Raw genomic sequence first — 17,368 nt, forward strand, 5'->3', positions numbered from 1 at the left:
CACAGTGGGCGATTCGAACGGAGGAGGCGCCCCTGGGACCCGCACAACGACGGGGATCGGCCCCAGAGAGTCGCTGGCCGTTCACCTGCCGTTCACCTGCGCGGGAGAGTCTCGTTAACCGTCGCCCCTAGCGTCACTGTGTGCCCTGCACCGGGCCCCACCCCTCCAAGATCGAAGGATCCACAGTGAAGATCTCCCGAATCGCACGAATCGGCGCCATCGGCGCCGTCGCCGCTCTCGCCCTCGCCGGCTGTGCCGCGAACGAAGGCGGAACCGGCGGCTCCAGCGAAGAGCCCTCGGAGTCCACGCTCTCCGGCACGATCGACGCGACCGGCGCGTCCTCGCAGACCGCAGCCCAGGAGGCCTGGGTCGCCGCATTCCAGACGGCCAACCCCGACGTGACGGTCAACTACGAGCCCACCGGCTCCGGCACCGGCCGCGAGAACTTCCTCGAGGGCGGCAGCAACTTCATCGGCTCCGACCGCGCGTTCAACGACGAGGAGATCGCCGCCGGCGGCTTCGGCGCCTGCACCACCGACGACATCGTCGAGGTCCCCCTCTACATCTCCCCCGTCGCGGTCGCCTTCAACCTCGAGGGCATCGACACGCTGAACCTCGACGCCGCCACGATCGCGGGCATCTTCGCCGGCACGATCACCAACTGGAACGACGAGGCCATCGCGGCCCTCAACGACGGCGTCGAGCTGCCCGACCTGGCCATCTCGCCGGTGCACCGCTCCGACCCTTCCGGCACGCAGGAGACCTTCGCCAAGTACCTCAGCGCGACGGCCCCCGACGTCTGGACCTACGAGGTCTCGGACGAGTGGCCGATCCAGGGCGGCGAGGCTGCTCAGGGCACCTCGGGTGTCAAGCAGGCTCTCACCGCCGGCAACGGCGCCATCGGCTTCCTCGACGCCTCGCAGGCGGACGGCCTCGGCCAGGTCGCCGTGGGCGTCGGCGAGGACTTCGTCGCCTACTCGGCCGAGGCCGCCGCGAAGCTCGTCGAGGGCTCGCCGCTCGCCGAGGGCCGTGGCGAGGGTGACCTCGTCTTCGACGTCGACCCGGCCGCTGCCGCGGACGGCGCCTACCCGATCGCCCTGGTCAGCTACCTCATCGGCTGCGAGCAGTACGAGGACAGCAACGTCGCGGAGCTCGTGAAGGAGTACTTCACGTACGTCGCGAGCGCCGAGGGCCAGGATGCCGCCGCGGAGAACGCCGGCAGCGCCCCGATCTCGGACGGCCTGCGCGAGCAGGTCCAGGCCGCGATCGACCTGATCCAGGTCGGCTGATCCTGCCGATCCACTGACGACGGTGCCCCCGCGTCCCCGAGCGGGCGCGGGGGCTCCGCCAGGTCAGCACCCGATCCATCTCCACCCGGCCCGAAACAGGGAGATCATGAGCACGACCGCGCAGGAGCCGACAACGGCACCGGCACCGACACCGGCGCCGCCCACACCGATCAAGGCCAAGCAGCGCCTCGGCGACCGGGTCTTCTCCGGCACCGCGCTGGCGGCCGGCATCATCATCCTGGTCGTGCTGGCGCTCGTCGCCGCCTTCCTCGTCATCCAGAGCCTGCCGGCCTTCCAGCTCGACACCACCGACAACCACATCCTCCGGGGCGAGTCGTTCTGGGTGTACGTGTGGCCCCTCGTCTTCGGCACGCTCTGGGCGTCGTTCATCGCCCTCCTGATCGCCGCGCCCATCGCGATCGGCATCGCCCTCTTCATCTCGCACTACGCGCACCGCCGACTCGCCGCCTTCCTCGGCTACATCATCGACCTGCTCGCCGCGGTGCCCTCCGTGGTCTTCGGCCTCTGGGGCGGCCTCGTGCTCGCGCCCATGCTGCAGCCGATCTACGTCTGGCTCAACGAGAACGCGTCGTGGGTGCCGTTCTTCGGCGGTCAGGTCTCCGCGACCGGGAAGACCATCCTCACCGCCGCCCTCGTGCTCGCCGTGATGTGCATCCCGATCATGACCGCCATCTGCCGCGAGGTCTTCCTGCAGACCCCGAAGCTCCATGAGGAGGCGGCCCTCGCCCTCGGCTCCACCCGCTGGGAGATGGTCCGCATGGCCGTCCTCCCCTTCGCCCGCGGCGGCATGGTGTCGGCCGCGATGCTGGCCCTCGGCCGCGCACTCGGCGAGACCATGGCCGTGACGATGGTGCTCTCCCCCTCTGCGGTGGTCAGCTTCCTCGTGCTGACCGCCACGAACCCGACGCCGATCCCCGCGAACATCGCCCTCGCCTTCCCTGAGGCGCACGGCACCGGCGTGAACACGCTGATCGCGACCGGCCTCATCCTCTTCGTCGTGACCTTCGCGGTCAATGCGGTGGCGCGCTGGATCGTCGCCCGCCGCGCCGAGTTCTCGGGAGCGAACTGACATGACCGCCCTCACCAGCGCTCCGCCCGCCGCGAGCACCACCGCCCTCACCTCCGGCCGTCTGCCGAAGTGGGCGCCGTGGGCCCTTCTCGGCGTCTCCTTCGTCGTGTCCGCCGCGGTCTTCGGCGTCGCCGCCGCCGGGTCCGACACCCCGCTCGCCGACTTCAACATCGCGGGCACCGTCATCGTCGGCATCCTGCTCTACATGGTGATCATCACCGTGATCTCCTCCATCGCGGAGAGCCGCCGGAAGGCCGTGGACCGCCTGATGACGGCCCTCGTCGCCACGGCCTTCCTCATCGCCCTGCTGCCGCTGATCTCGCTGCTGTGGACCGTGGTGGCGAACGGCATCGAGCGCTTCGACGCCGAGTTCTTCTCCTACTCGATGCGCAACGTCGTCGGCGACGGCGGCGGCGTCGTGCACGCGATCTGGGGCACCGTCCTCATCACGCTCACGGCCACGATCATCTCGGTGCCGGTCGGCCTGATGACCTCGATCTACCTCGTCGAGTACGGCCGCGGCAAGATCGCCAAGGCCATCACGTTCTTCGTCGACGTGATGACCGGCATCCCCTCGATCGTCGCCGGTCTGTTCATCTACGCGGTGTTCGCGCTCCTGATCCGCCCCGGCATCTCGATGGGCTTCATGGGCGCGCTCGCGCTCGCGGTGCTGATGACCCCGGTGGTGGTGCGAGGCAGCGAGGAGCTGCTGCGGATCGTTCCGAACGAGCTGCGCGAGGCCTCCTACGCCCTGGGCGTGCCGAAGTGGCTCACGATCCTCAAGGTCGTGCTGCCCACCTCGATCGCCGGCATCATGACCTCGGTGATGCTCGCCATCTCCCGCGTGATCGGCGAGACCGCCCCGCTGCTGCTCACCGCCGGCTTCACGCAGAGCCTGAACACGAACATCTTCGACGGCCAGATGATGACCCTCCCGGTGTTCGCCTACAACCAGTACATGAACCAGGGCACGAGCCCGGACGCCGCCGTCGCGCGCGCCTGGGCCGCCGCCCTCACCCTCATCCTCATCGTCATGGTGCTGAACCTGCTCGCGCGCCTGATCGCGAAGCTGTTCGCCCCGAAGGTCAACGGCCGCTGAGCGCCCGACCACTCAGAATAGGAATCCACGTGTCCAAGAGCATCGAAGTCAACGACCTCAACGTCTACTACGGCAACTTCCTCGCGGTCGAAGGCGTCTCCCTCGACATCCAGCCGCGCAGCGTCACGGCCTTCATCGGCCCGTCCGGCTGCGGCAAGTCCACCTTCCTCCGCACCCTCAACCGCATGCACGAGGTCATCCCCGGCGCCCGTGTGGAGGGCGAAGTGCTCCTGGACGGCAAGGACCTCTACGGTGCCGGTGTCGACCCCGTGCTCGTGCGTCGCCAGGTCGGCATGGTGTTCCAGCGCCCGAACCCGTTCCCGACGATGTCGATCAAGGAGAACGTGCTCGCGGGTGTGAAGCTCAACAACAAGCGCATGTCGAAGAGCGAGCAGGACGACCTCGTCGAGAAGTCCCTCACCGGCGCGAACCTGTGGAACGAGGTCAAGGACCGCCTCGACCGTCCCGGCTCCGGACTCTCGGGCGGCCAGCAGCAGCGCCTGTGCATCGCCCGCGCGATCGCCGTCTCCCCCGAGGTGCTGCTGATGGATGAGCCGTGCTCGGCGCTCGACCCCATCTCGACCTACGCGATCGAGGAGCTGATCGGCGAGCTGAAGAACGAGTTCACGATCGTGATCGTCACGCACAACATGCAGCAGGCGTCCCGAGTCTCCGACAAGACGGCGTTCTTCAACATCGCCGGCACCGGGAAGCCCGGCAAGCTCATCGAGTACGACGACACCACGAGCATCTTCACCACCCCGTCCGTCCAGGCCACCGAGGACTACGTCTCCGGCCGCTTCGGCTGACCCGCACTCTTTCGACCTTCGGGCCCGGACGCCTCGCGTCCGGGCCCGAACCTGTCCCCCGCCCGTCCCCGGGCCCGTCCCCGGGCCTGTCCCCGGGCACAACTTCGGAGATGCCGCGCGACACGCCGTCGCCCGGGCTCCGGCCACGGCGTGTCTCCTTCGATCTCCGAAGCTCTGCCCGGGTCGTGACTCCTGCACAGATCGCGAGTCGGGAGGACCGTCCACAGGCGGTGGGCTACCGAGGCGAGTCGCGGCCGGGGAGGCCGAGACGGCGCGAATGATGGCGGGATGTGCACGGGGCGAGGGACGCAGGTGTGGACGTATGCCGCGCTGCGCTCACGACACGGACGACGGCAGATCGAGCGTCGGGTGCGCGGCGGCACCCTCCTCCGGGTGCGGCGCGGGGTCTACGCAACGGACCGCGCCTGCGTGGAGGTCGTGACCGCCGCCGCCCACGGCGGGGTCCTCGGCTGCGAGTCCGCAGCGCGGCATCTCGGGCTCTGGGTGCTCGACGAGCCGGCCCTGCACGTTTGGATGCACCACGACCGCCACCAGTATCCGCACGAGGACTGCCGGTGCGTGACGCACTGGGATGCTGCGACGTCGAGCAGTGCCTTCGAGCAGCCGGGGGTGCCCCTCGTGCTCCGGCAGATCTACGGCTGCCGAGGGCCGGAGGCGTTCTTCGTCGCTGTGGAGTCCGCCCGCCGGCTCGGACTCATCGACGAGGTCGGGCTGCGCCGGCTCGGCGACCGGCTCGGAGCCGAGGGACGCGACCTCATCGCGTTCTCGCGTGCCGACGCCGACAGCGGGCTGGAGTCTCTGGTGCGGCTGCGGATCCGGCGGTATGGGTGGCGCGTGCGGACGCAGGTCGGCGTGGTCGGAACGGGCCGGGTGGACCTCCTCATCGACGGCTGGCTCATCATCGAGACCGACGGACGCGCCAACCACGAGGAGAGCTCGCTCCGGCACCGCGATCTGGTCCGCGATGCGACCGCTGCCGGCTGGGGTCACCCCACGCTCCGCTTCGACTACGCGATGGTCCTCCATGACTGGCCCCTCGTCGAGCGCGCCATCGTCGAGACCATGCGTCGCCGCCCCTGACCTCGGCCCAGCATCTTGCCGCCCTGTGCCGTGCACAGCTTCGGAGATCATCGAGGACACGCCGGAATCGGGCGGTGAGTGTCGGCGTGTCGTCCGACGTCTCCGAACTCGTGTCCGGGGAGCGGGAGGACCTCAGTCGCGCGGGGAGAGGAGGTAGGTGTTGAGGTCGTCCGTGAGGGCGGTGTCCACGGGAACCGGCGTGCCGTCGATCGCGGTGATGGCGGTCGCGAGACGCACACTCGACACGAGCCACGCGGCATCGGCCTGCGTCAGATCGGCGGCGGGGATGCGGTCGTACCCCACTTCGAAGCCGCGTGCGAGGAGGTGGTCGTAGACGCTGAGCTGCGTGGTCCCGTGCAGGATGCCGCCGTTCGGGGCCGGGGTCGTGAACCGGTCGCCGACGCGCAGGATGAGGGAGGCTGTCGGAGCCTCCAGCACGAAGCCGTCGCTCGACAGGAAGATCGCGTCGTCGGCTCCGCGGCGCTTGGCCTCGCGCAGGGCCGCCATGTTCACGGCGTAGGACAGCGTCTTGGCCCCGAGCAGCAGCCAGGGGGCGCGTTCCGCGGCGCCGAGGTCGTATCCGCGGTCCAGGGTGACGACCTTGACGCCGTTCCGCCGCACCGCCGCGAAGTCCGCCGCCGGAGCCGCCGTCACCCAGGCGGTCGGCGTCGGCCCGTGCTCGACGCCCCGGCTGAGGATCAGCTTGATGACCGACTCCCCCGCCCCGAGCTGTGCTGCGGCCTGCTGGATCGCCTGACGCCACTGCTCCTGGTTCGGCACCGGGAGGTCGCAGAGTCGCGCCGAGTGCGCAAGGCGTTCCAGATGCGGGACGACCTCCTGCGCATGTCCGTCGATCACGCCGATGGACTCGAACACGCCGTCGCCCCGTTGCGTGCTCAGCTCGCCGACGCTGAGGGCGGGGGCCGCGGCGTCCACCTGCGTGAACGTGTCGGCGTAGTCGTCACGCTGCTCGTCGGCGGCGACGGGGTCGATCATGAGGGCGAAGCGACGGGTCATGTGACGAGCCTAGGCCGCCGGGAATACCCACCGCGTCCTCGCGTTACACTGGAGTGGCCGGGCCGCATAACCCCGGGCTCCAATTTTCGCCGCTGCGAGCGGCCTTCCGCCGAGAGGCGTTCTTGCGGCCCGGTCTTTCTCTGTCCGGATGCCGTCCCGACAGAGCCGAACTCAGGCCAGCGCTCCGGTGCGCCACAGAGCCGCCGACGCCGCGAGGTCCTGGGCATAGCTGCTCAGCCGCAGCGCCCGCGTGGTGAGCTCGCTGGCACGGGCGGGCTCCGTCGGCTCGTAGTCGTCGGCGGTGTGCGTCGCGCCGGAGGCCTGGACGCGGCAGAACGCCGCCGCGCGCTCCAGCGCCACGGCGAAGTCGCCGCGGAAGGCGCCGCGCAGGATCGTGTCGATGAGCGCCACGAGCTCGTCCGGGCTCGCCGGCACCGGTGCACCGGCGACCACGGCATCGGCCGACGGCAGTTCGACCCGCCCGCGGTCGTAGAGGAGGGCCGCCGTGCGCGGATCGCCGTGGATGGCGAGCTGGAGGACGTACAGTCGCCACAGCGACCCCGGGAGGGTGCGTGACGGCGCCTTCGACCACAGTTCCGCGATCTCGTCGATGCCGTGCTCGCTCGTGAAGGCGATCAGCCGTTCGACGCTCGCCCCGCTCTCGTCCTCGCGGACGCGGGTCAGCAGCGCGGAGGCGGTGGCGTGCGCGACGCGCGTTTCCTCGGCGGGGTCATGGGCGCCGACGATGTTGTCGAAGGCGCTCGTCGGTCGACGCACGGGACGGTGGTGCTGCTCGGGCATCCCTCCAGGGTACGCCGGACCGGGGCCGCTCAGGCCGTCGGGATGACGATCACCGGGTCGGTCGTGGGCAGTCCGGACGGCGATCCGCCCTCCTGCTCGACCGTCACCGCGATGGCATCGCCGGCCTGCATCTCGCCCTCGAGGAGCGCGGTGGCCTCCCCACCGTCGACATCGAACACGCCGGCGGCGATCGGGTCCTCCCCGCGCACGAACCACAGCTCGTACGTCTTCCCGTCCGCGACCTCGGGCAGCCCATCCGTGACCAGCACGGCCTTGCCGACCGAGCCCGACCAGTGCGCGGTGGCCGTCGCACCGTCGTCGAGCTCCACCGTGGCCTTCTGCGCATCGCCCGCGGATTCGATCTCCTGCAGCGCGACGACGCTCTCCGGCCGGTTCAGCTGATCGTTGAGGGCGACGGCACCGATACCGACACCCACCAGGAGCGCGAGACATGCGGCGAGCGCGAACGCGAGCCGGGTCCAGCGTCGGGGCGTGCGGGGCGCCGTCTCATCGGCGGGAATCGAACTCGCCGCCGCCGGGACCTCCGGGTCGACCTCGGGGTCCGTGGCGTCATCCCGCGGAGTCTGGGCGATCTGGGCGAGCAGGGCCGCGCGGATGCCGGCGGGCGGAGCGACCGGAGCCATGCCGTCAGCGAGGAGAGCAGCAGCCTCGGCGTCGGCGTCGTGCTGCGCCGCCCACTCCGGATGCTCGGCGAGGGCGCGTCGGTACCGACGCTCGTCGTCCGCCGACAGCGCGTGGAGCGCGGCACCTGCCGCGAGTTCTGCGAAGTCCTTCTCGTTCATGCCGTCACCCCCATCGCCGTGCGGAGCCGAGTCAGCCCGTCTCTCATCCGTGTCTTGATCGTGCCGAGCGGTGCTCCCACGAGCGCCGCGATCTCGTTCTGACTGTAACCGCCGTAGTAGGCGAGGACGAGCGCCTCCCGCTGCGCCTCGGGAAGCCCCGTCAGCGCTGCGACGACCCGCTCTCCCTCGATCCCCAGTTCGACCCGTTCCGCCACGCTGTCGTGCGCGACGCCGAGGTCTCGATAGCCCGCACGCACGTCCCGGTCCGCACTCGACTGCGAAGCCCGCACCCGATCCACGGCCCGGCGATGCGCGATCGTCATCACCCAGGTTCGTCCCTGTCCCTTGTTCGGAGCGAACCGGGAAGCGGATTGCCAGATCTCGAGGAACACCTCCTGCAGCACCTCCTCGCTCTGCGCGCGGTTCACGAGCACGCGGAGGATGAGGCCGAACACACGGGAGGAGAGGGAGTCATACAGCGCGGCGAAGGCAGCCTGATCACCGGAGGCGACGCGGACGAGGAGGTCGGCGACAGCATCCTGCGGCGCCGCCCCGTCCTCGGGGACGTCCATCCCATCGATGACCATCTCCATAAGCATGCCGTATCTCCTCCCTCTTCCCGTGCAGACGTCACCCGAATGTGAACGAATACACCTCGACGCCGGTGGGGACCTCGAGCGTGAACGTGCCCTTCTCGATGTCGCCCTCCTCGAGCAGGCCGTACGAACGCGGCGTTCCGTCGATCCGGATCGTCTGTTCGTTCCCGTCGGCGTCCGTGACCACGACCTCACCCGACCCCGCGACGACCATGCGCACCTCGGCCGCGCGATACTGCAGCCGGATCCGCGCGTCGTCAGCCGTCGGCGTCACGTACTGGGTGTCCACGGTCCAGTCCCCGTCCAGCGCGAAGCTGTCGTCCGGCTGGTCGTCGGGGAAGGTGAAGCTGTCGTCGCCGCGACGGTACTCGTCGCCGCCGCCGTAGTTGACGTCCTTCGAGGAGCCGAGGAAGGTCTCCCGGGTCGTGGCTCCCACCTCGGGGGTCTCGTCCTTCACATCCGTGGCGGCGGGAAGCTCGACGTCGGGGTCGGCGTCCTGCAGCAGCTCCCTGATCATCTTCTCGGTCGCGGCGTAGTTGCCCTCACCGAAGGAGATGTGGCGCACGGTGCCCTCCGCGTCGATGAGGTAGTGCGCGGGCCAGTACCGATTGCGGTAGTTGGTCCAGGTGGAGAGCGTGTTGTCGAGCGCGACGGGGTACTCGATGCCGAAGTCGCGTGCGCCGGCGGCGACGTTCCCCGGGTCCTTCTCGAACGCGTACTCGGGCGAGTGGACGCCGATCACCTGCAGCCCCGCATCACGGTAGGTCTCATCCCAGGCCACGACGTGCGGGATGGAGCGCTGGCAGTTGATGCAGGAGTACGCCCAGAAGTCGATGAGCACCACCTGCCCGCGCAGGTCCTTCAGGTCGATCGCTGCCCCGTCCGGGGTGTTGAGCCACTGCTGGATGCCCTTGATGGACGGCGCCGTTCCGCAGGACTCGAGCTCGGTCGCGCCGTTCGTGCACTGGTCGAGGTCCTTGTTCTCCTCGTTGACCAGGCCGCCGAGGTCGAGGGCGTCCTGCACCTGCTCGGAGTCGGCGATCTGCTCCTGCAGCGGTGCGGTGTAGTCCGGGAGCAGACGCTGCAGCGCCTGCGGCACGTTGAAGACGAGACCCACGGCGAGCGCGATCATCGCCACCCCGGCGGCGATCCGGAGCGCCCGTTCCTTCGTGCGGAAGGCCCGGATGCGCTCGATGACGCTGCGACCGGCGAGCGCGAAGACCAACAGGGGCACGGCGACGCCGATCGCGAAGGAGACGGTGAGCAGCACGGTGCCGACGCCGATCTGCCCGGTGGAGCCCGCGACGATGATCGCCGCGAGGACAGGACCCGCGCACGGGACGAAGACCGCCCCGAGGGCGAGACCGACGCCGAACCCGTTACCGCGGTTCTTCACCTCGCGCTGCCCGAAGCGCTGGAACGGCCGCTCCAGGATGTGCTGGAACCGCGGCACGATGAGTCCCACCCCGATGATGACCAGCACCGCGATGCCGACCCAGCGGATGATGTCCTGCGGCAGGTTCAGCAGTCCGAGGAGAAGCGACCCGGCGAGCGTCACGAGCGTGAAGCTGAGCACGAGCCCCGCGATGACGAAGTAGGGGCGGCTGCGTTTCGCCGGCACCGCCTCCCCCTCGTACGACGCCGACTGGGCGCCGCCGGTGAGGAAGATCACCGGGAGCACGGGCAGGATGCACGGCGAGATGCCGGTGATGAGCCCGCCGAGCAGGCCGATGATGATCAGGTCCATGAGGTCCTCGTCTCTGTCGGGTGCTGTTCGCGCCGACCCCCCGCAACGGATTGGATCGGATCCCATTTCGGAGAATCTCGAAATTCCTCCCATCCGATCCGCGGAGGCTTCCGAACAGCCCTCGACGCCACGGAGAGGCCGTGGCCGGAGTTTCGAAGGAGCTCGACATGTTCAGCACCAAGAAGAAGGTCACCGCAGCAGTCACCCTGGGTCTGGCGAGCGCATTCCTGCTCTCGGCATGTTCCATGGGCAGCGGGACGAGCACGGAGGAGTCGTCGGAGCCGACGACGCCGGAGTCGTCGGAGTCGACGCCGATGGAGATGGACCCCGCCGCGAACCTCGTCGGTCCCGGCTGCGCGGCGTACGCCGAAGAGGTCCCGGACGGCGCCGGTTCGATCCAGGGCATGTCCCAGGACCCGGTGGCGGTCGCCGCCTCGAACAACCCGATGCTGACGACGCTCGTCTCGGCCGTCAGCGGTGAGCTGAACCCCGACGTGAACCTCGTCGACACGCTCAACGGCGACGAGTTCACCGTGTTCGCACCGGTCGACGACGCCTTCGCGAAGATCGACGCCGCGACGATCGAGACCCTGAAGACCGACAGCGACCTGCTGACCTCGATCCTCACGTACCACGTGGTCCCCGGCCAGATCGAGCCGTCCGACATCGAGGGCATGCACACCACCGTCCAGGGCGCCGACCTCGAGGTGACCGGCAGCGGTGACGAGTGGATGGTCAACGACGCCAACGTCATCTGCGGCGGCGTGCAGACCGCGAACGCGACCGTGTACCTCATCGACTCGGTCCTGATGCCCCCGGCTGAGTAAGCCAGGGACGGTGCCGGTGACCCGACCGGCACACGGCCTCCCCTGTTGTCAGGAGGGACACGGGGCAGGTGAAGGGGCCGTCGGCGGCTGTGGCGCCGACGGCCCCTCGTCGTGCGCCCCCTAGACTGGGAGCACGGGCCTCTAGCTCAGTTGGCAGAGCATCGGACTTTTAATCCGCGGGTCGTGGGTTCGAGCCCCACGGGGCCCACCGCATCCTCAGTCGTCGCCGCCGGCGTTCCCGGCGAGCAGGTCGTCGCGGATCCCGGCGACGCCGTCCGGCAGCGTCTCGCCGTGCATCACGAAGTCGGGAGCGTCAGGGCTCCCCCCGATGCCGCAGACGGCGACGTTGTCCTGACCGTCGATCGTCTCCGGGACGGCCACGAACCACACCGCCGACTGTTCCAGCCACTCGGTGGTCGCCATGTCGGCGAAGAACGTGGCGTTCGGCGAGATCGTGCGGATCTTGTCGGTGCAGAGGGAGACGAGCTGCCCCTTCGTGAAGGCACCGGCGGCCGGCGGCGACGACGTCTCCGCGGGCGTCGGGGTCGGCGTGGGGGCGGGCGAGGACGACGGCGTCGCCGTGTCGCTGGAGGTCGCGGTCGGCGTCGGTTCCGGGGCCGGCGTGCAGCCGGCGAGGACGACCAGCACCGGCAGGAGGAGGAGAGCGGGACGGAGGCGCATGTCTGGATCGTATCGAGTCGCCGATGCCCTTCCCTCCAGCGCGGCCGCTCTGTATCACCGTCGTCTCCGGCTGGCCACCCCCTGGCGACGCCCGGAGCCCTGCGAGAGGGTCGAGGAGTCCCCGGAACAGGGCGACTTCCCACCGAAAGGACGGACCATGACTCTCACCGGAAACCGCGTGGCATTCCTGGCGACGGACGGCTTCGAGGACAGCGAGCTCACGAGCCCCTGGGAGGCGGTGACGACGGAGGGCGCGAGCGCCACTCTCATCGCGCCGGACGGTGCCGCGATCACCGGCAAGAACGGACATGAGCAGGCTGTCGACCTGAAGGCCGCCGACGCCTCCGCCGACCAGTTCGACGCGCTCGTGCTGCCGGGCGGCGTGGTGAACGCCGACCACCTCCGCATGGATCAGGCCTCCATCGACCTGGCCCGTGCGTTCTTCGAGCAGCACAAGCCCGTCGGCGTGATCTGCCACGGCGCCTGGATCCTCATCGAGGCCGGTGTCGTCGACGGTCGGACGATCACGAGCTACCCCAGCCTGAAGACCGACCTCCGCAACGCCGGCGCGAGCTGGGTGGACGAGGAGGTCGTGGTCGACGAGGGTCTCGTGTCGAGCCGCACCCCCGACGACCTCCCGGCGTTCAACGCCAAGCTCGTCGAGGAGATCGGCGAGGGCAAGCACGCGGGGCAGACCGCCTGATGCTCAGCCGACGCGCGCCCGATGGCGCCGCACGGCCGCCCGGTTCGCGCACCTCACGGAGCAGAACCGCTGGCGGCCGTTGCGCGTCACATCCGCGACGACGTTCGTGCACGGCGGAGCGTCGCAGCGTCCGAGGCGGTTCATCCCCCTCGTCACGAGGTGCAGCGCGGTGCCGAGGTTGATGATCGCGCGCAGCACGAAGGGCAAGGAGCGCACGTCGTCGCGATAGTGCAGATGCCACCCCTCGTCATCGTGGTTGGTGAGCCGCGGATAGGCCCCAGCGGCGGCGAGCTGATCGTTGAGCAGAGCGGCCCGCGCATCGGCGTCCGGTTCGTCGACGATGGCCAGCCAGTCGTCGATCACGGCGCGCACCTCCGCGTGGTCATCGGGTGCCGGGGGAAACGTCTGCGTCATCCCCAGCGCGAGCGTGCGCTCCTCGATCCCCGCGCGGTCCTCCGGCCAGTCATTCGCGAGGGAGGCGGCAAGGAGCACCGCATACTCGCCGTAAGGGTTGAGATGCATAAGACCATTACATCACGCTGGTCCCATGACCTCCTCCGACACCCTTCCGATCCCCCGGCTCGCCTCCCCCGCCGACACCCATGAGCACGCCTGGCTCGTGGAGTCGCGCCATCCCACCAGCGAGGGCGTCGTCGTCTACGTCCGTTGCGTCGGCTGCGATTCCCGCCGGGTCGACCTGGCCGCGCACGCTCAGGTGCCACCGGCCGCGCTGAGCCGCGCGGTGGTCATGCCGTCAGGGCGATGAGCTTCCGCACGGTGCGCAGGTTACGGGCCGTCCCGGCAGTCCCGAGCGCACGGTCGAGCACCGCCTTCGTGAGTCTGGTCGTGTGCACTCCCCCGGCGGCGTAGTCGATCCACAGATCGTGCCCGACCAGGGCGAGACGCTCTCCCGGCACGAGACGTCCCTGCAGGGCGTCGAGGGCGCCGGCCGCCGGAGCACCCTCGAGGAACATCGCGTGCACCAGCTTCAGATCCCCCTCCGGGAAGGGTTGGGCCGCCTCGGAGTCGGCGAGCTCGGCGTGCGTGCGGTTGATGACCGGGGTGTCGACACCGAACTCGGCTGCGATCAGCGCGCGCACCGTCGCGCAGGACGCCGCCGGGTCTCGCGGGGTCGCGCAGACGATGTTGCCGCTGGCGATGTAGGTGGAGACGTCCTGCAGGTCGGTCTCGGCGTCGAGGACTTCCCGCAGCCGGGCCATGGGTACGCTGCTGCGTCCGCTGACGTTGACCGCGCGGAGGAGGAGGACGCTGCGACTCACGCCTCCGCGCTCTCGAGGAGTTCGGCACCGGCATGCGCGAGTTCGGCGAGGGCCGCGGCGCTCGATTCGGGGGCGACTCCGGCGATCAGGTCCGTGAGGATGCGGACGTGGACGCCGTGGGCAATCGCGTCGAGTCCCGAGGCGCGGACACAGTGGTCTGTGGCGATGCCGACGACGTCCGCCGTGACGACCCCCGCGGCGCTGAGGACCGCGGCGACCGTCGCGCCGTCGTCGGACACGCCCTCGAACATCGAGTACGCCGGGCGCCCCTGACCCTTTCGCACGTGGTGGGTGACGCCGTCCGTCACCAGCAGCGGATCGTAGTCCGCCCCCGCGGTGCCGGCGACGCAGTGCACGGGCCAGGAGTCGGTGTAGTCGGGGGTGGAGGAGAAGTGCCCGCCGTTGTCGCCGTCCGCGTCGTGCCAGTCCCGGGAGGCCACGATGACCTCATAGTCGGCGGCGTGCGACGCGAGGTGGGCGGATATCGCGGCGGCCACCGCGTCACCACCCTGGACGGCCAGGGCGCCGCCCTCGGTGAAGTCGTTCTGCACGTCGACGATGAGAAGCGCTCTGCTCATGCTCCGAGCGTACGCCCCACGGCCGGGCCCGGAGACGAGGAAACCCCCGGGACCACGAGGGTTCCGGGGGTTTTCCTGAGCCGCTTGTCAGAATCGAACTGACGACCTTTTCATTACGAGTGAAATGCTCTGCCGACTGAGCTAAAGCGGCGTGCGACGCGTGAGCGGCGCGATCACCGATATTACCCTGTCTCGCGCTCGCTCGCGAATCGAGGCGCGCTCACTCGCAGCGCAGGCCGTCCTCCGGCACCACGTCTTCGAGCAGGAAGGCCTCCACCGCGTCATCCACGCAGACGTTGCCCTTGTTGTAGCCGGTGTGCCCCTCGCCCACACGGGTGATGAGGACGCCCTCGGAGAGCTGGTCGGCGAGCGACTCCGACCACTCGTACGGGGTCGCGGGATCGTTGGTGGTGCCGACGACGACGATGGGACCCGCGCCTTCCGCGGTGATCTTCTCGCGGGTGCCGGTGGGCGGATACGGCCACATCTCGCACGGGTCGGGTCCCGACCAGTACGGAGCGATGGTCGGCGCCCCCTCCGCGATCTTCTTCTCGGTGGCCGCCTCGGCCGCAGGGTCGTCCTCGACCGGGTAGTCCATGCAGTTGTACGCACGGAAGGCCTCGGTCGAGTTGTCGATGTAGGTGCCGTTCTCCCGACCGTTGTAGAAGTCGGCGAGGCGGAAGGCCGTCGACGGGTCGCCCTGCAGCGCCTCGTCCAGGGCCTGGGTCAGGATCTCCCAGCTGTCCTCCGAGTACAGCGCCGCGATGATCGCCGTCATCAGGGCGTCGGCGCCCATGAGCCGGCCGTCGCCGTTCTTCAACGGCGTGCGGTCCGCGCTCGCGAGCAGGGCGCCGAGATCGGCCATCGCCTCGTCGACCGTCCCGCTGAAGGGGCAGGAGCCGGAGTCGAGGCAGTTCTGCATGTAGGCCCGCAGTGCCGACTCGAAGCCGAGTGCCTGCGTGGCGCCGACGTCGAGACCGGGGACGGAGGGGTCGATCGCCCCGTCGAGCACGAGCCGTCCGGCCTTCTCCGGGTAGAGCTTGGCGTAGGTCGCGCCGAGGAACGTGCCGTACGAGTACCCGAGGTAGTTGAGCTCCTTGTCGCCGAGGACGGCGCGGAGGACGTCCATGTCGCGGGCGGCGTTGACCGTGGTGATGTACGGCAGGATCCCCTGGCTGTTCGCGTCGCACGCCTCTCCGAAGGCGCGAGCGGAGTCGAGCAGCTCGGACTCCCACTCCGGGGTGCCCCGCGGCGCGGCGGGGATACCGTAGAGGTAGTCGTCCATCTCCTTCGCGTCGTAGCAGGTGACGGCGGTGGAGGCCCCGACACCGCGGGGGTCGAAGCCGATCACGTCGTAGTTCTCGATGAGCGCCGGGCCGACCGCATAGTCCAAGCTGCCCTGGATGAGGTCGACGCCGCTGGAACCGGGTCCTCCGGGGTTCGTGAGCAGCGAGCCGACAGCCTCGCCCTCGGCGCGGTGCCGCACCACGGCGAGCTCGATCTCTCCCACGCTCGGGTCCTCCCAGTCGAGCGGGGCGGTGACGGTGGTGCAGTCGAAGCCCTGGCCGCACTCGGTCCAGTCCAGCTCCTGGGAGTAGTAGGGCAGGAGTTCTTCGGCGACGCCCTCGGTGTCCGGGGTCTTCTCCACGGCCGGCTTCGAGGACTGCTCCGGGATCATGGCGTAGAGGCACCCGGAGAGCGCGACCGAGGCGGCGGCAAGACCGGCGATGAGCGCCGCGGAGCGACGGAGGCGGGGCAGGGATCGAGTCTTCACGGTTTCCTCCCGCTCGTGACGGTCACGAGCAAACTCTCGAGCGCGAGCAGCGGGGCGACGTTGCGCTCCAGCGCCTCACGGGTCTCGGCCAGGTGGTCGAGCACGACGAGCGTGCGCTCCACGCTCCATGCGGACGCGAGCCCGGCAAGTTCGGCATGCAGCTCGCGGTTGATGAGGTCGTCTCCGCGACCGTACTGCAGCATCACGACGTCGCGGAAGAGCGACTGGAGGTCGGTGAGGACGCGGTCGATGCCGTCCCGCAGACTCCGCGTGGCCCGCTTCTTCTGATCGTCCTCCAGTGCCGACACCTGAGCGCGCAGCGCCGGAGGCACCGCCTGACCCTCGGCGACCCCGACGGTGCGCAGCAGGGCGGCGCGTTCGGCCGCGTCCCGCTCGGCGGTGAGGGCCTTGGCGTCTTCCGTCGCCGCTTGGATGATGCGTCCGGCGACCTCGACGGCGTCGTTGACCCCGCGCACCCCCATCACAGCACGGAGCGTCTCGTCGCGGCGGCGCCGCGCGGCATCGTCGGTGGCCAGACGCTGAGCCATGCCGATGTGCCGCTGCGCGTGTCGGGCGGCCTGCTCGGCGACCGCCTCGTCCACACCCGTGCGGAGGCTGATGAGGCGGGACACGTCCGCCACGTCGGGCTCGCGGAGGCGGAGCGACCGCACGCGCGACCGGATCGTGGGGAGGAGATCGGCCTCACTCGGCGCGCACAGGATCCAGACGGTCTGCTCCGGCGGCTCCTCCAGTGCCTTGAGCAGCACGTTGGAGGTGCGCTCCACCATCCGATCGGCGTCTTCCACCACGATGACCCGGTAGCGACCGGCGGACGGGGCGAAGTAGGAGCGTTCGACGAGGGCGCGCGCCTCGGCGATGGTGATGATCACCTTGTCGGTGCGCAATGCGGTCACATCGGGGTGCGTCCCGGCGAGGACCTGGCGCATCGTGGCCTCGTCGTCGGGCCCCTCGGCGATGAGCGCGGCGGCGAAGGCATAGGCGAGGGTCGACCGTCCGGACCCCGGAGGGCCGGTGATCAGCCAGGCGTGCGAGAGTGCGGCCGGATCGGATGAGGCGGAGCGCAGCGTCTCGACGGCGGCTTCCTGCCCCCAGACGTCTGCCCACGGAAAAGGCGGGGCGAGGGTCGAGGGCATGCACTCAGCCTAATCGGCA

Annotated in this window: 19 protein-coding genes and 2 tRNA genes; 9 read left to right on the forward strand and 12 right to left on the reverse strand. The window is 69.8% G+C overall.

Features of this window, described 5'->3' with window-relative positions:
* Positions 1-185 precede the first annotated feature (185 nt).
* From AC3B5L_RS12915 to AC3B5L_RS12935, 5 genes are all read left to right on the forward strand, one after another.
* Positions 186-1,289: a phosphate ABC transporter substrate-binding protein PstS gene (locus AC3B5L_RS12915; RefSeq protein ID WP_187662093.1), complete on the forward strand. Its 1,104-nt coding sequence runs from the start codon at positions 186-188 to the stop codon at positions 1,287-1,289.
* Positions 1,290-1,395: 106 nt separating this feature from the next.
* A complete protein-coding gene (gene pstC / locus AC3B5L_RS12920; RefSeq protein ID WP_187662094.1) occupies positions 1,396-2,379 on the forward strand; it encodes a phosphate ABC transporter permease subunit PstC in 984 nt (327 codons plus the stop codon).
* Between the two features lies 1 nt (position 2,380).
* Positions 2,381-3,478: a phosphate ABC transporter permease PstA gene (pstA, locus tag AC3B5L_RS12925; RefSeq protein ID WP_259951402.1), complete on the forward strand. Its 1,098-nt coding sequence runs from the start codon at positions 2,381-2,383 to the stop codon at positions 3,476-3,478.
* A 29-nt stretch (positions 3,479-3,507) separates the two neighbouring features.
* Entirely contained in the window at positions 3,508-4,287 is a 780-nt protein-coding gene (gene pstB, locus AC3B5L_RS12930) for a phosphate ABC transporter ATP-binding protein PstB (RefSeq protein WP_025104291.1), read from the forward strand.
* A 288-nt stretch (positions 4,288-4,575) separates the two neighbouring features.
* On the forward strand, positions 4,576-5,388 hold the full coding sequence (locus tag AC3B5L_RS12935) for a hypothetical protein (protein WP_259951401.1): 813 nt from the start codon (positions 4,576-4,578) through the stop codon (positions 5,386-5,388).
* Positions 5,389-5,520: 132 nt separating this feature from the next.
* Here AC3B5L_RS12935 and AC3B5L_RS12940 read toward each other — a convergent pair whose 3' ends face one another.
* From AC3B5L_RS12940 to AC3B5L_RS12960, 5 genes are all read right to left on the reverse strand, one after another.
* On the reverse strand, positions 5,521-6,405 hold the full coding sequence (locus AC3B5L_RS12940) for an aminodeoxychorismate lyase (protein WP_268776739.1): 885 nt from the start codon (positions 6,403-6,405) through the stop codon (positions 5,521-5,523).
* A 171-nt stretch (positions 6,406-6,576) separates the two neighbouring features.
* Positions 6,577-7,206 carry a hypothetical protein gene (locus AC3B5L_RS12945; RefSeq protein WP_060923078.1) on the reverse strand — a complete coding sequence of 210 codons (630 nt, stop codon included), beginning with the start codon at positions 7,204-7,206 and terminating at the stop codon, positions 6,577-6,579.
* Positions 7,207-7,235: 29 nt separating this feature from the next.
* On the reverse strand, positions 7,236-8,009 hold the full coding sequence (locus tag AC3B5L_RS12950) for an anti-sigma factor (RefSeq protein WP_490095846.1): 774 nt from the start codon (positions 8,007-8,009) through the stop codon (positions 7,236-7,238).
* Positions 8,006-8,608 (reverse strand): ECF RNA polymerase sigma factor SigK, encoded by a 603-nt coding sequence (gene sigK, locus AC3B5L_RS12955; protein ID WP_187662098.1) that lies wholly within the window; start codon positions 8,606-8,608, stop codon positions 8,006-8,008. The genes AC3B5L_RS12950 and sigK overlap by 4 nt, the downstream gene beginning before the upstream one ends.
* 31 nt (positions 8,609-8,639) lie before the next feature.
* Entirely contained in the window at positions 8,640-10,352 is a 1,713-nt protein-coding gene (locus AC3B5L_RS12960; RefSeq protein ID WP_259951400.1) for a cytochrome c biogenesis protein DipZ, read from the reverse strand.
* A 167-nt stretch (positions 10,353-10,519) separates the two neighbouring features.
* On the opposite strand from AC3B5L_RS12960, the gene AC3B5L_RS12965 reads away from it, so the two are divergent.
* Together AC3B5L_RS12965 and AC3B5L_RS12970 are read left to right on the forward strand one after the other, a co-directional pair.
* Entirely contained in the window at positions 10,520-11,179 is a 660-nt protein-coding gene (locus AC3B5L_RS12965; RefSeq protein WP_187662100.1) for a fasciclin domain-containing protein, read from the forward strand.
* A 135-nt stretch (positions 11,180-11,314) separates the two neighbouring features.
* Positions 11,315-11,387, forward strand: a tRNA-Lys gene (locus AC3B5L_RS12970).
* 8 nt (positions 11,388-11,395) lie between these two features.
* On the opposite strand, the gene AC3B5L_RS12975 is transcribed toward AC3B5L_RS12970, so the two are convergent.
* A complete protein-coding gene (locus AC3B5L_RS12975; protein ID WP_259951399.1) occupies positions 11,396-11,860 on the reverse strand; it encodes a hypothetical protein in 465 nt (154 codons plus the stop codon).
* Positions 11,861-12,017: 157 nt separating this feature from the next.
* On the opposite strand from AC3B5L_RS12975, the gene AC3B5L_RS12980 reads away from it, so the two are divergent.
* The gene (locus AC3B5L_RS12980) at positions 12,018-12,563 is read left to right on the forward strand and encodes a type 1 glutamine amidotransferase domain-containing protein (RefSeq protein WP_025104283.1); all 546 of its coding nucleotides are present in this window, start codon (positions 12,018-12,020) and stop codon (positions 12,561-12,563) included.
* Positions 12,564-12,566: 3 nt separating this feature from the next.
* Here the strand turns inward: AC3B5L_RS12980 and AC3B5L_RS12985 are convergent, their stop codons facing one another.
* The gene (locus tag AC3B5L_RS12985; RefSeq protein ID WP_259951398.1) at positions 12,567-13,085 is read right to left on the reverse strand and encodes a CGNR zinc finger domain-containing protein; all 519 of its coding nucleotides are present in this window, start codon (positions 13,083-13,085) and stop codon (positions 12,567-12,569) included.
* 25 nt (positions 13,086-13,110) lie between these two features.
* On the opposite strand from AC3B5L_RS12985, the gene AC3B5L_RS12990 reads away from it, so the two are divergent.
* The gene (locus AC3B5L_RS12990; RefSeq protein WP_259951397.1) at positions 13,111-13,329 is read left to right on the forward strand and encodes a hypothetical protein; all 219 of its coding nucleotides are present in this window, start codon (positions 13,111-13,113) and stop codon (positions 13,327-13,329) included.
* Here AC3B5L_RS12990 and AC3B5L_RS12995 read toward each other — a convergent pair.
* The 5 genes from AC3B5L_RS12995 to AC3B5L_RS13015 all read right to left on the reverse strand — a co-directional run bounded on the left by AC3B5L_RS12995 (position 13,310) and on the right by AC3B5L_RS13015 (position 17,349).
* Complete coding sequence (locus AC3B5L_RS12995) at positions 13,310-13,843, reverse strand: DUF1697 domain-containing protein (RefSeq protein WP_490095847.1); 534 nt, start codon at positions 13,841-13,843, stop codon at positions 13,310-13,312. The genes AC3B5L_RS12990 and AC3B5L_RS12995 overlap by 20 nt on opposite strands.
* Positions 13,840-14,421 carry an isochorismatase family protein gene (locus AC3B5L_RS13000; protein WP_187662105.1) on the reverse strand — a complete coding sequence of 194 codons (582 nt, stop codon included), beginning with the start codon at positions 14,419-14,421 and terminating at the stop codon, positions 13,840-13,842. Before AC3B5L_RS13000 ends, AC3B5L_RS12995 begins: the two co-directional genes overlap by 4 nt.
* A gap of 78 nt (positions 14,422-14,499) precedes the next feature.
* A tRNA-Thr gene (locus AC3B5L_RS13005) sits at positions 14,500-14,572 on the reverse strand.
* Between the two features lie 69 nt (positions 14,573-14,641).
* Entirely contained in the window at positions 14,642-16,195 is a 1,554-nt protein-coding gene (locus AC3B5L_RS13010) for an alpha/beta hydrolase (RefSeq protein ID WP_490095848.1), read from the reverse strand.
* Positions 16,192-17,349, reverse strand: coding sequence for a DNA polymerase III subunit delta' (locus AC3B5L_RS13015; protein ID WP_187662107.1), 1,158 nt, complete (start codon positions 17,347-17,349; stop codon positions 16,192-16,194). Before AC3B5L_RS13015 ends, AC3B5L_RS13010 begins: the two co-directional genes overlap by 4 nt.
* Positions 17,350-17,368 lie beyond the last annotated feature (19 nt).

It is taken from the genome of Microbacterium sp. C-MGS6 (assembly GCF_058140415.1).